Origin of the sequence: Nocardia sp. NPDC004604 (genome assembly GCF_040609795.1) — a bacterium.
GTDB lineage: Bacteria > Actinomycetota > Actinomycetes > Mycobacteriales > Mycobacteriaceae > Nocardia.
In genome coordinates this window covers 22,066-36,719 of sequence record NZ_JBEXLC010000012.1, presented here as the reverse complement: position 1 = coordinate 36,719, position 14,654 = coordinate 22,066, and the positions used below count along the sequence as shown (strand labels likewise).

Genomic DNA, 14,654 nt, shown 5'->3' with positions numbered 1-14,654 from the left:
AACCAGATACGAGAACTCGCAATCCGCTACCTGGCCACCATTCACATCGCCGCCATCAACCAATGGCTTCGAGATTGCTGACAACGCCCATCAAGCACCCACACCATACTTCGCAACACGGCCTCGGGAATTCGGGCTAGCGGTTACTCCGTGACGATCGCGAGTGCGTCGATTTCGACCAGCATTTCCGCACGTGGGAGGCCGGTGAATACCGTTGTGCGGCTGGGCAGTACGTCGCTAGTGGTGTTGGCGGTGACGAATTCGCCGTAGGCGTCGTTCATGATGGCGAAGTCCTCGCGCTTGGTGAGGTAGACGCGCAGCATCACCACATCGTCGAAGGTGGCGCCGCTGGCCTCGACAATGGCCTTGACGTTCTGCAGGGTCCGAATTGTCTGGGCGGCAACGTCGTCGGGGAACAGGTAGGCGTTGGTCGCCGGATCGACCGGGCCCTGACCCGAGACCTGGACGAACGGTCCCTTGCGCACGCCCTGGGAGAAGGTGTGGGCGGGTGCGGGGGCGTCGGTGGTGCGGACGGCGATCTTCTCACTCATGACTAACCTTTCGTTGCGGTCGGGTGTGCGGTGTGGACTGGAGTCCAGCCGAGTTCGCCGGAGATGGCGTCGGCCGCGGCGCGCACCCGCGGCAGTTCGGCAAGCACCTGGTCGTGGTCGAGCAGCATGTCCGGTACCGACATGGAGACCGCCGCGACCACCGTCCCCGTGCCATTGCGCACCGGGACGCCGATGCAGTTGACGAAGCTCTCGTGCTCCTCGTGGTCTTCGGCATAGCCCTGTGCGGCAACGAGTTCCAGCTCAGCGAGATAGCGTTCGGGGGTGCGGATGGTGCGGTCGGTGAATTCGCGGTAGTCGATGCGTTCCGCGATCACCCGCCACTCGGCGCGCGGTTGCGCGGCGACCAGCACCTTGCCGACCGCAGTGCAGTGCAGTGGGGCGGGGCGACCGATCCGTGAGTACATGCGGACGCTTTGGATGGCATCGAATTTGTCGATGTAGATGGCCTCGCCGGATTCGTAGGTGGCCAGGTGGATCGTCTGGCCGGTGGCGGAATTCAGCGCACTGAGATGCGGGCGCGCGAGGGTGCGGACGTCACGCTGTTCGAGTGCCCGGTTGGCGAGCTCGAAAAGCCGTGAGCCGAGCACGTATTGGTGCTGGCTGTCGTGGGTGACGAAGCGCTGGGACTCCATGGTCTGCAGCAGCCGCAGCACCGTCGACTTGTGCACGCCGAGTTCGGCCGCGAGCTGATCCAATGACCGGGCGTCCTCGCCGAGCGAGAGCAGGATGGTCAACGCACGCAACAGACTCTGGCTCATGACCGTGCCCTATTCGTCGCCGACGCTGTGTTCTGGAATCGCTCGCTCATGACTGCGCCTCGCTGGCGCTCGGCTCCGTCACGAGCGAGTGCTCGGCTGTGTTCATTGTTCGCTCGTTCATGACGTCACATTCTCGGCCAACACGTCTCTGCGGTAATGCACACGCCCCCAAGCGGACTCGTCGAGGTCGGCCAGGACTTCCAAGGCCCGCGGCGAGGGCAGTTCGGCGATATCGCCGGTGCCGGTGAGTGCGCCGGCGGCGCACAGATGGCCGAAGCGCAGGCGCTGCGCCAGCGGACGTCCGTGCAGCAGGGCGGCGAGGTAGCCGCCCGCGAAGGCGTCGCCGGCACCGATCCGCTCGGTGATCTCCAGTTCGAGGGCGGGCACTTCGACGCGCTCCGTACCGGAGAATCCGGTGACCGAATGCTCATTGTTCTTGACCACCAGATGTCGCGGCTGCGGGAACAGTGCGCGCAATCGGTCGGCGTCGTCTTCGCCGAAGACCGCACCGGCCTCATCGGCGCCGAGAAAGACCACATCGCAGCCGCGCACGTGGTGGGCCAGCACCTCGGCGGCCTGCGCCGCGCGTCCGGCCCACAGTGCCGGACGGTAATTCAGATCGAAGCTGACCAGCCTGTCCCGGCGCGGCAGTGTGACCAGGGCTTCGGTGAGCTCGGTCGCGGATTCCGAGAGTGCGGTGGTGATTCCGGTGCAGTGCACGACATCGCAGCGTTCGAGCAGACCTGCCGCCGCAGTGGCCGCGAGATCGGCGGTGGACAGTGCGCTGGCGGCGGAACCGGTGCGGTAGTAGAGCATGCGGCTGGCGCGTTCGGCCAGATCCGTGGCCTTGCCCGAACCGCTGCCGCGCTCTTTCACGTAGACCGCGGTGGGGCGTGCGGGATCGGTGACGACCGCGGACACATCGACTCCGCGTGCCGCGAGATGTCCGGTCAGGTACCGGCCGAAGCCGTCGTCGCCGACCCGCGAGATCCATGCGGCGTCCACGTCGAGCTGGGTGAGCACCGTCGCCACATTCGCCTCGGCGCCGCCCGCGGTTCGCTCGAAGTTGTCCGAGTCCTCCAGCGGACCGGGGCGCGCCACCAGAACGGCGAGCCCCTCACCGATGGTCACCGCCCGTGGGCGGGGCGACGTAGTAGCCCACGTCACATCGATCTCCCTTCTGCCCTTGCGGCCACCGGCCATCCAGTGCAGAATAACCACACTGAACACGATGTGCAACAAGCGTTGCAAAATATGCAATGCATGGCAGATATGGCTCAGCGGAGACGATTCCGCGGGAAGGAGCGACATGGCGATTGATGAGAAAGCCGTTGCTGCACTGGCGGATCGGACGCTCGGTCCGGAGCACAAGGGTCTGCCGCCCGCGGCGTGGGGCCGCACAGTCCGGGAATTCCTGGCCGCCGCGCCGTGCCTCGATGAGTTCGAGACACCGGTGCTGACCGTCGATCGCGCCGCCGTCGCGGCGAATGTCGCGGTCATGGCCGATTGGGCGGCGGCTGCGGGCATGCGCTTGGCGCCGCACGGGAAGACCACGATGGCGCCGCAGCTATGGGCCCAGCAATTGGCCGCCGGTAGCTGGGGCATCACCTTGGCCACCGTGTGGCAGGTACAGGTGGCCCGTGCATTCGGCGTCGAGCGGATCGTGCTGGCCAACTCGCTGGTCGATCCCGTCGGATTGCGCTGGGTCGCTGAGGAATTGGCGCGCGATCCGGAGTTCGAATTCCTCTGCTGGGTCGACTGCGTCGAGTCGGTCGCGTTGATGGACGAGCAGCTGTCGGGTGATGTGCGCATTCGGGTGGTCGTCGAACTCGGTGGGCCGCATGGCCGTACGGGTGCCCGAACCGTCGAGCAGGCGCATGCGATCGCGGAGGCGGTCGGCAAGTCCGAGTGGCTGACGCTGGCCGGAGTCGGCGGATACGAGGCCGCGCTTGCGCACGACCGGACTCCGGACGGTATCGACGCCGTTCGGCATTACCTCGACGAAGTCGCTCGCCTGCACCGCGAACTCGCCGCGGCCGGTCGCTATCCGGATCGGGCGATCGTCACCGCAGGCGGTAGCGCCTACCCGGACCTGGTCGTCGAATGTCTCTCCGGGCTCGTCGATGAACGAGGCGCACAAGGTGTTCCGACCACGGTGGTGCTGCGCTCGGGTGCGTACATCATCCACGACGACGGTTTCTACGCGGGTATCTCACCGCTGGCCGCACCGCGCAGCGAACGGCCGCTGCGCTCGGCGATGCACGGGTGGGCGCGCACCGTCTCGCGACCCGAGGCGGAGCTTGCGCTCCTGGATGCGGGGAAGCGCGATCTTCCCTTCGATGAGGGGCTTCCGGTCCCGCAATTCGTTGCGGGACCGGAGGGGCCACTGAATCCGGACGCACATGTCAGCGCGCTCAACGATCAGCACACCTTCCTGCGGCTGCCGGGCGGTGCGCCCACCGATGTGCCCATCGGCAGTGTGGTGCGGCTGGGGCTGTCGCATCCGTGCACGGCCTTCGACAAGTGGCGGCTGATCCCGGTCATCGATGATGCCGATGCCGAGCGGCCGCGCGTTGTCGACCTCGTGCACACCTTCTTCTGACGCCATGACGGACTTAGTGTTTCGCGATATCGACGTCATCGACGGCACCGGAGCGCCGCGTTTCCGCGCCGATGTCGCCATCGACCGGGGACGCATCACCACGATCGCGGAACCGGAAACCATCACCGCGGCGGCGCGGTTCATCGATGCCGCGCCCGGTGCGGTGCTCGCGCCGGGCTTCATCGATATGCACGCACACTCCGATCTGCATCTGCTCACCGATCCCGGTCATTTCCCGAAGATCAGCCAGGGCGTCACCACGGAGGTCATCGGACAGGACGGGCTCTCCTACGCCCCGATCGATGACGCCGCGCTGTCGGTGCTGCGGCGGCAGATCGCCGGGTGGAACGGCAACCCCGGCGAACTCGACTTCTCCTGGCGCACAGTCGGGGAGTATCTGGACCGGCTGGATCAGGGCATTACACCCAATGCCGCCTACCTCGTGCCGCAGGGCACGCTGCGGTTGCTGGTCGTCGGCAGTGAACAGCGTCCGGCCAGCGTCGATGAGATCCGGCGCATGCGTGAACTGCTGGCGCAGGGACTGCGCGAGGGTGCGGTCGGGATGTCGAGCGGTCTCACTTACACCCCCGGAATGTATGCCGACACCGCGGAGTTGGCGGCACTGTGCGAGGTCGTCGCCGAGTACGGCGGCTTCTATGCGCCGCATACCCGCTCCTACGGCAAGGGGGCGTTGGCGGCCTATGCCGAGATGATCGGCCTGGCTCGGAATACCAGGTGCGCACTGCATTTCACGCACGCGACCATGAACTTCAGCGTGAACCGCGGGCGCGCACCGGAATTTCTGGCATTGATCGATGCCGCAAGGGACGAGGGGTGCGATATCACCCTCGACACCTATCCGTATCTGCCCGGCTCGACGACGCTGTCGGCCCTGCTGCCGAGTTGGGCGATGTCCGGTGGCCCGGATGCGGCGCTGGCCCGTATCGATGATCCGGAGATGCGTGCGCGAATCGCCTTTGACGTCAATGTGAATGGTTCCGACGGCTGTCACGGAGTCACGGTCGAATGGGAGACCATTCAGATCAGTGGCGTCGCCAACCCGGAGTTGGGGGAGTGCGTCGGCCGGACGGTCGCCGAGATCGCGGCCGATCGTGATCGCGCACCGGTCGAGGTGTTCTTCGAACTGCTGCGCCGAGATCAGCTGGCCACCACCATCCTCCAGCACGTCGGGCACGAGGAGAACGTGCGCGCGATCATGGCGCATCCGGGGCATATGGGCGGCAGTGATGCACTGCTCGTCGGCGATCGGCCGCATCCACGCGCGTGGGGCACCTTTCCGCGCTATCTGGGCCATTATGTCCGTGAACTCGGGGTGCTCGCACTCGAGGAGTGTGTGCATCATCTGACCGGACGGCCCGCCGAGCGGCTGCGGCTGAGCGACCGCGGGCAGGTATTCACCGGATACGCCGCCGATCTCGTGCTGTTCGATCCGTCGACGATCAGTGATACCGCGACCTTCGACAACCCCAAGCAGCAGGCGCGTGGGATTGCGCATGTGCTGGTCAATGGGGAGTTCGCCATCGAAAACGGCTCGCCTACCGGCAAACTCGCCGGGCGTGCGCTGCGGATGGATGCCTCGCGGAAGGAGACATATTGAATGCCAATGGCGGTCTCGGCGCCCTGGAAGTCATTCGCGCCGACCGGGTGCTGAGTGTGGTTCGCGCGCCCGAGATTCCGGATCCGGCTGCACTGGCAGATGCCTTGGCGCGCTCCGGGATTCGCACGTTGGAACTCACGTTCACCACCCCCGGCGTGCTCGACTACCTGCCGGTGGCCGCGGCCGTCGATGGCGCGGTCGTCGGTGTCGGGACCGTGCTGCACGCCGACCAGGCCAAGGCCGCGATCGACAGCGGGGCTCGGTTCCTCGTCACTCCCGGCGTGCGTGCCGAGGTCGCGGCCGTCGCGGCCGAGTGCGACATCCCGGTCGTCATGGGTGCTTTCACTCCCACCGAGGTGCTCACCGCTCTCGATCTCGGCGCCGCCGCGGTGAAGATATTCCCGGCCAGGGCACTCGGCCCCGGCTACTTGAAAGACCTGCGCGGCCCCTTCCCCGATGTGGCGCTCATTCCCTCCGGGGGCGTCAATGCGGGCAATGCCGCCGAATTCCTCGCCAACGGAGCCGTGGCCGTGACCGCGGGTACCGATGTCGTGGCCCCATCCGACGTCGCCGCGGGCCGATGGTCCGAAATCGCCTCGCGCGCGGCGTCATTCGTTCGATCCATGAATTGAGAGGTACCCACGGTGAGGGAGCGCAGCGAGCGAACAATTCCACCCAGTGCCCAGCGGCGTATGCCCGGGCCGAGCGTCAGCGAGGCACGGGCATGAACGCCACTGTCGACTGGCTGCGCACCACCACCCCGGGGTTGCTGGTGCTGTGCGGTCTCGCGATTGCCGTACTGCTGTTCGCCATTATCAAGGTCAAGCTGGAGCCGTTCATCGCGCTGCTGCTCACCGGACTCGGTCTGGCCCTGGCCGCCGGACTACCGGTGTCGAAGATCGTCGGCACGGCGATCAAGCCCGGTGATTCGCTCTTGGAGACCGGATTCGGCGGCATCCTCGGGCATATCGCGGTCATTATCGGCCTCGGCACGGTGCTCGGCGCGATTCTCGAACGCTCCGGTGGTGCGGATGTATTGACCGGCAAGCTGTTGAGCATCTTCGGCGCCAAGGGCGCGCCGGTGGCCATGGGTCTGCTCGGGCTCATCTTCGGCATCCCGGTCTTCTTCGATATCGGCATCTTCGTACTGGCGCCGCTGATCTATGTGGCCGCCAAGCGCGGCGGGCGGTCGCTGGTGCTGTACGCGATGCCGATGCTGGCCGGTCTGTCCATGACCCACGCCTTTCTCCCGCCGCATCCCGGACCGGTGGCGCTCGGTGGCCTGCTCGGAGTGAGTCTCGGGTGGCTGATCATTATGGGGTTCGTCTGCGGCATACCCGGATTCATCGCGGCTGGCCTGGTGTGGGGCACCTATATCGGCAAGCGGGTCCAGGTGGAGGTGCCCGCCGAATTCCTGGTCCGACCCGATCAACCGGTCGAAGCGAAGGGGGAAGGCCCCGGCACCGCAACGGATCCCGGTTCGACGCGGACCGAGACCCGCGCGCCGTCGGTCGTGCTCATCGGTGGCATCATCGCGATTCCGCTGGTGCTCATCCTCGGTGCGACCTTCGGCACCCAATGGCTGGCCAAGGATTCGCAACTGCTGCAGGTGTTGACCTTCCTCGGTACGCCCGCCGTTGCGCTGTTGATCGCGGTACTCGTCGCCTTCTATCTGCTCGGTGTGCGCCGCGGCTCGAGCGTGCAGGAACTCAGCACGCTCACCGCGGAATCACTCAAGCCGGTCGGCATGTTGCTGCTGGTGGTCGGTGCGGGCGCCTTCTTCGGAAAGGTCATCTCCGCCACCGGAATCGGTACCGCGCTCGCCGACACCATGTCGGCCGCCGGGCTGCCGGTGATCGTGCTCGCCTACATCATCAGCTGTGGTCTGCGCATCGCGCAGGGCTCGGCCACCGTGGCGATTGTGACCACCGGCGGCATCGTCGCACCGCTGGTCGCCGGACACGGGTACTCACAGCTGGCGATCGCGCTGATCGCCATGGCCATCGCGGCGGGCTCGATCATCCTCAGTCATGTGAACGACGGTGGCTTCTGGATCATCTCGAAGTACTTCAACCTGAGTGTGAAGCAGACTCTACAGACCTGGACGGTGTTGGAAACCGTGCTCTCCGTGGTGAGTTTCGCGGTCGCCGCGGTGCTGTTCGCGATCGTCAGCTGAGTGAAGGTCGGACAGATGGCGTCAGTCCGGCACGGGTCGAATCCTCGTGCCGGGCTGGCCGATTCGTGTGGCGCGATGCCATCGAGATAGGCGAAGACGGTTCGCCAATCCGGGCGACCGACGTGGTGCACGCCCATTGCCGTGCTGGTCGGTGCTACGGTGCAGATGATGACATCGAATCTCGGGCAGGAGGTGTGCCCGAGAGCGGAGCCCATGCGGTCTTGTTCGCGAAAGTCGCTGCGGCGGACGGTGATCTGACCCGATGCCCGACCACGAGGGTAAGCCGTCAGCGCAGATCATCGCGGCACGGTCGGTGCTGTCACCCAACGGGAGTCGGTACCGGTGCGGCTGTGGGGCTGGTGCCGCCATCGGTTCAAAACGCGTGGGTTGGTGCTCGATCTGAGTCGAGTGCGGATCATTCGAAATTGCGCAGGGCGACTGTGCAGCGGTTGGCTTGGGCGCGGATGGCGGCGACGAGTTCGGGGGGAGCGCTGAGCAGCGTGAAGTCGATATCGGTCGAGGTGATCATCCAGACCAGTGCTTCCGGAGTGTCGGCACCGACGTGGAGTTGGCAGCTGTGGTCGTCGACGGCCTCGATGACGCCCATACCGGGCCAGACATTCGCCGCGGCCGCCTCGGCGGACCTGTGCAGCAGCGCAATTGCCTGATACGGCCAGGCGCGGGAGGACAGTCGCAGCGAAAGGTGCACCGCGACATCGCCTTCCGGCAGTTCACGCGGGGTGAAGCGCGGGCCGGTCGGGGTGCGTGGCGTGATGCGGTCCGCTCGGAAGGTTCGCCAATCGCCGCGGTCGACATCCCACGCCACGAGGTACCAGCGCCTGCTGAAGTGCACCAGACTGTGCGGCTCCACCGAGCGGCGGGTCGTGGTGCCGCTGTGCGCTCGATAATCGAAGCGCAGCCGTTCGTGCCGTTGACAGGCCTCGGCAATGGCCATCAAGGTATTCGGTTCGACCGTGGCATCCGATGCCCCGACCCGGACCGTCGCGCCACGCAGGGTGCGGACCCGATGGCGCAGGCGCGGCGGCAGCACCTGCTCCAGTTTGGTCAGTGCGCGCAGCGATGCCTCCTCGATGCCCGCCACGGTGCCGTCGGACGCGCTGCGCAATCCGACCGCCACCGCGACGGCCTCCTCGTCATCGAGCAGTAGCGGCGGCAGCGCGGCCCCGGCGCCGAGCCGATAGCCCGCGGTGCCCTGGGTGGCGTGCACCGGATAGCCGAGTTCACGCAGCCGATCCACATCGCGGCGGACCGTGCGGCCGGTGACGCCGAGCCGTTCGGCGAGTTCGGTGCCGGTCCAGTCGCGGTGGGTCTGCAGCAGGGCGAGCAGTTTGAGCAGGCGTGCCGAGGTCTCCAACACGGAATCCAGCATGCCAGAGGCTTAGGAACGATCCTGTCCTAAGCGGGTCATATCGTCGCTTGCATGAGCACCGAACACGACATCCGCCCCTTCCGCATCGATATCCCGCAGGTGCAGATCGACGATCTGCACGCCCGGCTGGCGAATACCCTGTGGCCGGACGAAATCCCAGGCGCCGGTTGGGATAGGGGCGCGTCGATTTCGTATATGCGCGACCTCGCCGAGTACTGGCGCTGTGAATACGACTGGCGGGCAGTCGAAGCACGGCTGAACCGGCTGCCGCAGTTCGTCATCGATATCGATGGGCAGCAGGTGCACTTTCTGCATATCCGCTCGCCCGAACCCGATGCCATGCCGCTGGTATTGAGCCACGGGTGGCCCGGCTCGTTCATCGAATTCCTCGATGTGATCGGACCTTTGAGCGATCCGCGGGCGCACGGTGGTGATCGGGCCGATGCGTTCCATCTGGTCATTCCATCGCTGCCCGGATTCGCATTCTCGGCGGCCGGGCCGAAGGTCGGGGACGGTTCGACCGAGCGGTTCGCACAGGTGGTCGCGAAGCTGATGGCGCGGCTCGGCTACGACCGGTATGGCGCACAGGGCGGCGACGCGGGGTTCTTCGTCTCGACCGAGCTGGGACGGATTGCGGCCGACCGTGTAGTCGGAATCCATGTGAACGGGCCGATTACGCTGCCGTCCTGGGACGACGGTAATGCCGATGCACAGGTTCGGGAACCGGAGTACAGCCCGGAGGATCGGGCGAAGCTGGACAAACTCACCGGCAGCCAGAGCTACACCCGCTACGGCTATGCGATGGTGCAGGCGGGACGCCCACAAACCCTGGCGATCGGTATGCACGATTCGCCCGCGGGGCTGCTGTCCTGGATCGTCGATATCTTCCAGCGCTGGACCAATCCGTCACTCGAATTGCCCGATGCCGCGGTGGATCGCGATGCGCTGCTCACCAATGTCAGCCTGTATTGGTTCACCCGGACCTTCGTCTCCTCGATCAGGCTGTACGGGGAGGGGGACTCGTGGGGGATGGCCTTGCGGAGTTCCGGCGTGCCGACGGCCGCGGCGGTATTCGCCGGTGACAATTCCATTCGCGTGATCGCCGAGCAGCAGCACAATATCGTGCGCTGGACCGAATATGACCGGGGCGGTCACTTCGCGGCAATGGAAGCACCGGATCTGCTGATCGACGATATGCGCGCGTTCTTCCGTGCACTGCGCCGACTCATTCGGTAGCGGCCGTGCCCCGGTAGCGCTCGGCCATGGCGAATGCCGTTGCGGCGAGCCGGTCGCGCAGTTCGGGCGGGTCGAGGACCTCGCAGAATTCGCCGAGCGGGAGGAGGGCGCCCGCCAGCACCTCGAAGGACTCCGATGGGATCGTCACTTCGATCCACCCCTCGGCGTCGGGTGCGGTCGCGGAGGCCATGGCCTCGGCGACCGCGGCGGGCTCATTCGTCAATCGCAGCCGCTGCACATGCGATGCCGCGATCCGGCAGCGCGCCCGCACCCGCAACATTGAGCGCGCGAAATCGTCGGCCGACGCCGACCAATGCCCGGCGAGGTCGAAACCTTGTGGGCGCGTGAATGATTCACCGGTCGGCTCGGCGGAGGTGATCCGGCCGACGCGATAGGAACGCACTGCCGACCGGTCGCGTGCGATGAGATACCAGGTCCCGGCCTTCAATACCAGGCCGAGCGGATCCAGGCGGCGTTCGACGGCGCGGTCCTTGCGTTGGTAGCGGATATCCAGTCGCCGGTCGTGCCACAGCGCATCGACAACCGTTGCCAACGTTGGTGTTTCGTCGGGTCGATGGAACCAGCCCGCCGCGTCCACATGCACGCGCTCCGCGATTCGCGTTGCCCGGCCGCGCAATTCGGGTGGCAGTGCGGCCAGCACCTTGAGCTGTGCGGTGGCCAGTACCGTGCCGAGTCCGAGGTCCGCCGCGGCGGCGGGCTGTCCCGCGAGCAATACCGCATCGGCCTCCTCGGTGGTGAGACCGGTCAGCCGGGTTCGGTAGCCGTCGACCAGCTGCACGCCGCCCGCGCGTCCCGGTTCGCTGTAGATCGGCACGCCAGCGGCGGAGAGCGCCTCGATATCGCGATAGACCGTGCGCACCGATACCTCGAGCTCGCGCGCGAGCTCCGGCCCTGTGGTCCGGCCGCGGGTCTGCAGCAGGAGCAATAGCTGCACCAGTCGACTCGCTCGCATAATTCGAGATTAGCCATAAAACCTGACAGAAGATGTCAGGTTTGGCTCGTACCGTCTTATTCCATGACCACATGGAGCCAGTTCACCGAAGAAGCGCCACACATCGCGACCGTGTTCACTCGTCGGCACAAGGCCACCGGCAATCTCTGCATGCTCGCAACCCTGCGCTCGGACGGCTTCCCCCGCATCAGCCCGGTCGAACCGCGGATTTTCGAGGGGATGCTGGTGATCGTGGGTATGCCGAACACAACCAAGTTCAAGGACCTCGCTCGCGACCCTCGGTTCTGCCTGCACACCGCCACGGTGGACACCCAGGTCGGCGATGGTGACGCGAAGCTGTTCGGCACGGTCGTCGACCTTCCGGACAAGCAGGTGTACGGCCGGTTCGCGCAGCAAGTGTTCGACGAGATCGGGCTCGATATCCGCGACCAAGAATTCGACCACTTCTATATCGCGGACCTGACCAGCGCCTCCACCGTCGAGGTCATCGACGATCACCTGGACATCACCATCTGGAAGCCGGGGCAGGGGGAGCGAGTGGTGCGCAAGCACTGAGCGGTCGGCGGCTTCAGTCGTCGCCGCACTGCGCCGAAGCCGCGCGAGATGGGCTAGCCACGACTCCCATTCCTCGATAAGCAGTTCGAAGAATGGGAGTCGTGTGCCCGGCAACAACTTTCACACGGAAACAGACCGCCATCGACAACCATCCACCATTTGGTGAGGTGAACGAAATGCGTTGATGGTGAACCGAACCCGGGCGGCGATCGTATGCTGTACGCGCGCGGTCAGTTTCGCTGCAGCACCTTCTCGCGGCGCGCCGCCACACTGGATCCGGACTCACGCCGTGCCATCCGGCGCAGCACGATCGGCGCGAGGAGTAGTCCGACCACAGCCCAAATACTGAGCACCCCAAGGGTTTCCAGGTGTCGCCAGGAATCGCCGATCTCGACCGTCACCGTGCTGGCGGGCAGCAGCGCCGACCGCATGCCGAGGCCGAGCCAGTAGATCGGAAACGCCTGGGCGATCCACTGAACCCATTCCGGCAGTGCCGTAATCGGATAGAAGATCCCGGAAATCGCGATCACGCCCAGGATCGGCAGGGTGAGCAGACCCTGGCTGCGTGCGCTGGTGAATACCGACCCCAGGACGGCGCCGATCGGCAGCGTCGCCACCAGTCCGAGCGTGAGCACCCAGGCAAGGGTCAGCCAGGAGCGCACGTCGCCGGTCGCCAGACCGGAGATGATGAACAGCGCGGGTATCAGGAAAATCGCCAAGTCCGCGATCAATCCACCGGATACCGACACGATCTTGCCGAGTAGATAGCCCACCATGCCGTGCGGTGTCGCCTTGGCGCGCAGAAGAGTTCCGTCCTCCCGGTCGGCGGTGAGCTGCTGGCTCATGCTGACCATGGACATCGCGGCATTCATGCCGAGAACGCTCGGCAGCGCCAGCGCACCGAGGAAGAACCCGGTCTGCCCGAAGGATACGTCGCGCAGGAAGAACAGGGTGGTCACCATCAAGACGGGCCAGAGGAAATGGCTGAACAGTTCCTCGGCATTGGTGAATGACTGCCGCAGTTCGATCAGTCCGCGCGACCATCCGGAGCGCAACGCCATCGCGGTAGGGCTCATCGGGCCACCAGCTTCGTTTCGGGGGTATCCATTGCGTGCGTTTCGGATTCGGACTGATGCACGAGTGAGAGATAGGTGTCCTCCAGCGAAGCCCGGCGGACCTCGAGGTTCTCGATCTCGCGGCCGAACCGCTGGAACAGCTCGAAGGTGAATCCGGTCGCATCCGGGGTCGACTGCTGGAAGCTCTGTCCGTCGCGATCCCAGCGCACCTCGTCGGTGCCGGCGATCTGCCTGGCGAGTTCGGCTGCGGTGCCGTCGGCGATAATGCGTCCATTGTCGAGCACCAGGATGCGGTCGGCGAGCTTCTCGGCTTCGGCCAGATCGTGAGTGGTGAGCATGATGGTGGTAGCGCCCTCGGCGGCGAGGTCGTCGATGAGCTTGTGGAAGGCGCGCCGGGCCACCGGATCGAGCCCGGCCGTCGGCTCATCGAGGAATGCCACCTCGGGCCGGCCCACCAGCCCGATCGCCACATCCAATCGGCGTCGCTGTCCGCCGGAGAGCATTTTCACTTTGTGATCCGCCTGTTCGGTCAGGCCGACCGCCGCGATGAGTTCCTCAGCGTTCCAGGGCCTTTCGACCGACTCGGTGGTATAGGCGGCGTAGTACCTGCCGAGGTGTTCCAGGAGTTCCCGTACGCGCCATTTACCGTGATCACGCCAGGACTGCAGGACGATCCCGATCCGCGCCCGCCAGTCCTCGCCGCCGTGCGCCGGATCGGCCCCGGCTACCTCGACCCGGCCCGCCGACCGCATCCGGAACCCCTCCATGATTTCGATGGTGGTGGTCTTGCCCGCGCCGTTCGGACCGAGCAGGCAGAGCACTTCGCCCCGATACGCCCGGAAACTCACCTCGTGCAGGACATCGGTGGCGCCGTAGCGCATGCGCAGGCCCTCCACATTAACGACGACTTCACTCGTCTTCATCGTTTACCTTTCAATGCCGTGATCATGGCTCGGCTCAGGAGAGTGTTCGCTGGATGCGTGCGCGCAGGTCGGCCATGTCGATCCCGGCCAGTGTGAGTGCCCTGGGTACCGTGCCGACCTCGGCCTTCATGATCCCGAAGAGCAGATGTGCCGGCCGTACGTCCTTCTTGCCGACCGAGGTGAACGTGCGGTCGAGCGCTAGTTTGGCCGACGCACCCATCTGTTGCGGACGCTCCACGCGGGGATCGACCGGCAGCAGTTCGAACTCGGCGAGTGATACGCCGCCCACGCGCAGGCTGTGCTCGTACTCCCGGTCCAGCGCGTCGCGGATGCCGTGATGATCGAGCCCGACCGCGGACAGGATCTGTTCGGTGCCGGGATCGCGCTCGGCGGCGATGGCCAGCAGTAGGTGCTGCGCTTCGATCGTCGCCGATCCCATCTCCTGGGCTTGTTCGGCGCCACCGGTGATGATCGCGTGAAAGTACTTGTCGAAGCTGGTCATTGACGCCTCCTCAGCGTGACGCCAGCGGCAATGAGCCGCTTGGCATGTTTCTTGTGCACCGCTTGGCGCGTGACACCGAGCGCCTCCGCGACCTGCGGCCAACTCCAGCCCGCCCGCATGGCCTGCTCGACAGCGGCGTCTTCCAATTGGTCCGCCAGTCGCCGTAGCGCTGCGACCGCGGCCAAGTGATCGGCTGGATCCGGGGTATGTTGGCGCTCTTCGTCAGCCATAAGAGCAACCGTAGTTGACTAAATCTGGTTAGTCAACGAATGT

15 protein-coding genes are annotated in these 14,654 nt (G+C 65.8%); 6 read left to right on the top strand and 9 right to left on the bottom strand.

Annotation, left to right across the window (positions count from 1 at the left end):
• Positions 1 to 143: 143 nt before the first annotated feature.
• The 3 genes from ABZW16_RS07045 to ABZW16_RS07035 form a co-directional block, all read right to left on the bottom strand.
• A complete protein-coding gene (locus ABZW16_RS07045; RefSeq protein ID WP_354953085.1) occupies positions 144 to 551 on the bottom strand; it encodes a RidA family protein in 408 nt (135 codons plus the stop codon).
• Between the two features lie 2 nt (positions 552 to 553).
• Positions 554 to 1,330: an IclR family transcriptional regulator gene (locus ABZW16_RS07040; RefSeq protein WP_354953083.1), complete on the bottom strand. Its 777-nt coding sequence runs from the start codon at positions 1,328 to 1,330 to the stop codon at positions 554 to 556.
• Between the two features lie 117 nt (positions 1,331 to 1,447).
• Entirely contained in the window at positions 1,448 to 2,551 is a 1,104-nt protein-coding gene (locus ABZW16_RS07035) for a sugar kinase (protein WP_354953081.1), read from the bottom strand.
• An 88-nt stretch (positions 2,552 to 2,639) separates the two neighbouring features.
• Here ABZW16_RS07035 and ABZW16_RS07030 point away from each other — a divergent pair, with 88 nt between their 5' ends.
• The 4 genes from ABZW16_RS07030 to ABZW16_RS07015 all read left to right on the top strand — a co-directional run bounded on the left by ABZW16_RS07030 (position 2,640) and on the right by ABZW16_RS07015 (position 7,726).
• The gene (locus ABZW16_RS07030) at positions 2,640 to 3,932 is read left to right on the top strand and encodes an amino acid deaminase (protein ID WP_354953079.1); all 1,293 of its coding nucleotides are present in this window, start codon (positions 2,640 to 2,642) and stop codon (positions 3,930 to 3,932) included.
• Between the two features lie 4 nt (positions 3,933 to 3,936).
• Positions 3,937 to 5,550, top strand: coding sequence for a D-aminoacylase (locus tag ABZW16_RS07025; RefSeq protein ID WP_354953077.1), 1,614 nt, complete (start codon positions 3,937 to 3,939; stop codon positions 5,548 to 5,550).
• Complete coding sequence (gene eda / locus ABZW16_RS07020) at positions 5,547 to 6,182, top strand: bifunctional 4-hydroxy-2-oxoglutarate aldolase/2-dehydro-3-deoxy-phosphogluconate aldolase (protein WP_354953075.1); 636 nt, start codon at positions 5,547 to 5,549, stop codon at positions 6,180 to 6,182. The genes ABZW16_RS07025 and eda overlap by 4 nt, the downstream gene beginning before the upstream one ends.
• A 92-nt stretch (positions 6,183 to 6,274) precedes the next feature.
• Entirely contained in the window at positions 6,275 to 7,726 is a 1,452-nt protein-coding gene (locus tag ABZW16_RS07015; RefSeq protein ID WP_354953073.1) for a gluconate:H+ symporter, read from the top strand.
• 415 nt (positions 7,727 to 8,141) lie between these two features.
• Here the strand turns inward: ABZW16_RS07015 and ABZW16_RS07010 are convergent, their stop codons facing one another.
• Positions 8,142 to 9,104: a YafY family protein gene (locus ABZW16_RS07010; protein ID WP_354953198.1), complete on the bottom strand. Its 963-nt coding sequence runs from the start codon at positions 9,102 to 9,104 to the stop codon at positions 8,142 to 8,144.
• Between the two features lie 63 nt (positions 9,105 to 9,167).
• Here ABZW16_RS07010 and ABZW16_RS07005 point away from each other — a divergent pair, with 63 nt between their 5' ends.
• Positions 9,168 to 10,352 (top strand): epoxide hydrolase family protein, encoded by a 1,185-nt coding sequence (locus ABZW16_RS07005; protein WP_354953071.1) that lies wholly within the window; start codon positions 9,168 to 9,170, stop codon positions 10,350 to 10,352.
• Here ABZW16_RS07005 and ABZW16_RS07000 read toward each other — a convergent pair.
• A complete protein-coding gene (locus tag ABZW16_RS07000) occupies positions 10,342 to 11,325 on the bottom strand; it encodes a YafY family protein (RefSeq protein ID WP_354953069.1) in 984 nt (327 codons plus the stop codon). The two genes, ABZW16_RS07005 and ABZW16_RS07000, sit on opposite strands and share 11 nt — an antisense overlap.
• 63 nt (positions 11,326 to 11,388) lie before the next feature.
• Between ABZW16_RS07000 and ABZW16_RS06995 the strand changes: the two genes are divergently transcribed.
• Positions 11,389 to 11,880 carry a pyridoxamine 5'-phosphate oxidase family protein gene (locus tag ABZW16_RS06995; RefSeq protein WP_354953067.1) on the top strand — a complete coding sequence of 164 codons (492 nt, stop codon included), beginning with the start codon at positions 11,389 to 11,391 and terminating at the stop codon, positions 11,878 to 11,880.
• A gap of 230 nt (positions 11,881 to 12,110) precedes the next feature.
• On the opposite strand, the gene ABZW16_RS06990 is transcribed toward ABZW16_RS06995, so the two are convergent.
• Genes ABZW16_RS06990 through ABZW16_RS06975 form a run of 4 tightly spaced genes read right to left on the bottom strand, consistent with a single transcriptional unit; the run spans position 12,111 to position 14,611 of the window.
• Positions 12,111 to 12,956: an ABC transporter permease gene (locus tag ABZW16_RS06990; RefSeq protein ID WP_354953065.1), complete on the bottom strand. Its 846-nt coding sequence runs from the start codon at positions 12,954 to 12,956 to the stop codon at positions 12,111 to 12,113.
• Positions 12,953 to 13,879: an ABC transporter ATP-binding protein gene (locus ABZW16_RS06985; protein ID WP_354953063.1), complete on the bottom strand. Its 927-nt coding sequence runs from the start codon at positions 13,877 to 13,879 to the stop codon at positions 12,953 to 12,955. The genes ABZW16_RS06990 and ABZW16_RS06985 overlap by 4 nt, the downstream gene beginning before the upstream one ends.
• A 34-nt stretch (positions 13,880 to 13,913) precedes the next feature.
• On the bottom strand, positions 13,914 to 14,381 hold the full coding sequence (locus tag ABZW16_RS06980; protein WP_354953061.1) for a Clp protease N-terminal domain-containing protein: 468 nt from the start codon (positions 14,379 to 14,381) through the stop codon (positions 13,914 to 13,916).
• Positions 14,378 to 14,611 (bottom strand): hypothetical protein, encoded by a 234-nt coding sequence (locus tag ABZW16_RS06975; RefSeq protein ID WP_354953059.1) that lies wholly within the window; start codon positions 14,609 to 14,611, stop codon positions 14,378 to 14,380. Before ABZW16_RS06975 ends, ABZW16_RS06980 begins: the two co-directional genes overlap by 4 nt.
• Positions 14,612 to 14,654: the final 43 nt, after the last annotated feature.

What these genes read in the sequence shown, in the direction of transcription:
- ABZW16_RS07030 (WP_354953079.1), top strand. Translation starts at nt 2,640, where the DNA reads ATGGCGATTGATGAGAAAGCCGTTGCTGCACTGGCGGATCGGACGCTC.
- ABZW16_RS06985 (WP_354953063.1), bottom strand. Translation starts at nt 13,879, where the DNA reads ATGAAGACGAGTGAAGTCGTCGTTAATGTGGAGGGCCTGCGCATGCGC.
- ABZW16_RS06980 (WP_354953061.1), bottom strand. Translation starts at nt 14,381, where the DNA reads ATGACCAGCTTCGACAAGTACTTTCACGCGATCATCACCGGTGGCGCC.
- ABZW16_RS07005 (WP_354953071.1), top strand. Translation starts at nt 9,168, where the DNA reads ATGAGCACCGAACACGACATCCGCCCCTTCCGCATCGATATCCCGCAG.
- ABZW16_RS06975 (WP_354953059.1), bottom strand. Translation starts at nt 14,611, where the DNA reads ATGGCTGACGAAGAGCGCCAACATACCCCGGATCCAGCCGATCACTTG.
- ABZW16_RS07000 (WP_354953069.1), bottom strand. Translation starts at nt 11,325, where the DNA reads ATGCGAGCGAGTCGACTGGTGCAGCTATTGCTCCTGCTGCAGACCCGC.
- ABZW16_RS07040 (WP_354953083.1), bottom strand. Translation starts at nt 1,330, where the DNA reads ATGAGCCAGAGTCTGTTGCGTGCGTTGACCATCCTGCTCTCGCTCGGC.
- ABZW16_RS06990 (WP_354953065.1), bottom strand. Translation starts at nt 12,956, where the DNA reads ATGAGCCCTACCGCGATGGCGTTGCGCTCCGGATGGTCGCGCGGACTG.
- ABZW16_RS07045 (WP_354953085.1), bottom strand. Translation starts at nt 551, where the DNA reads ATGAGTGAGAAGATCGCCGTCCGCACCACCGACGCCCCCGCACCCGCC.
- ABZW16_RS07015 (WP_354953073.1), top strand. Translation starts at nt 6,275, where the DNA reads ATGAACGCCACTGTCGACTGGCTGCGCACCACCACCCCGGGGTTGCTG.
- ABZW16_RS07025 (WP_354953077.1), top strand. Translation starts at nt 3,937, where the DNA reads ATGACGGACTTAGTGTTTCGCGATATCGACGTCATCGACGGCACCGGA.
- ABZW16_RS06995 (WP_354953067.1), top strand. Translation starts at nt 11,389, where the DNA reads ATGACCACATGGAGCCAGTTCACCGAAGAAGCGCCACACATCGCGACC.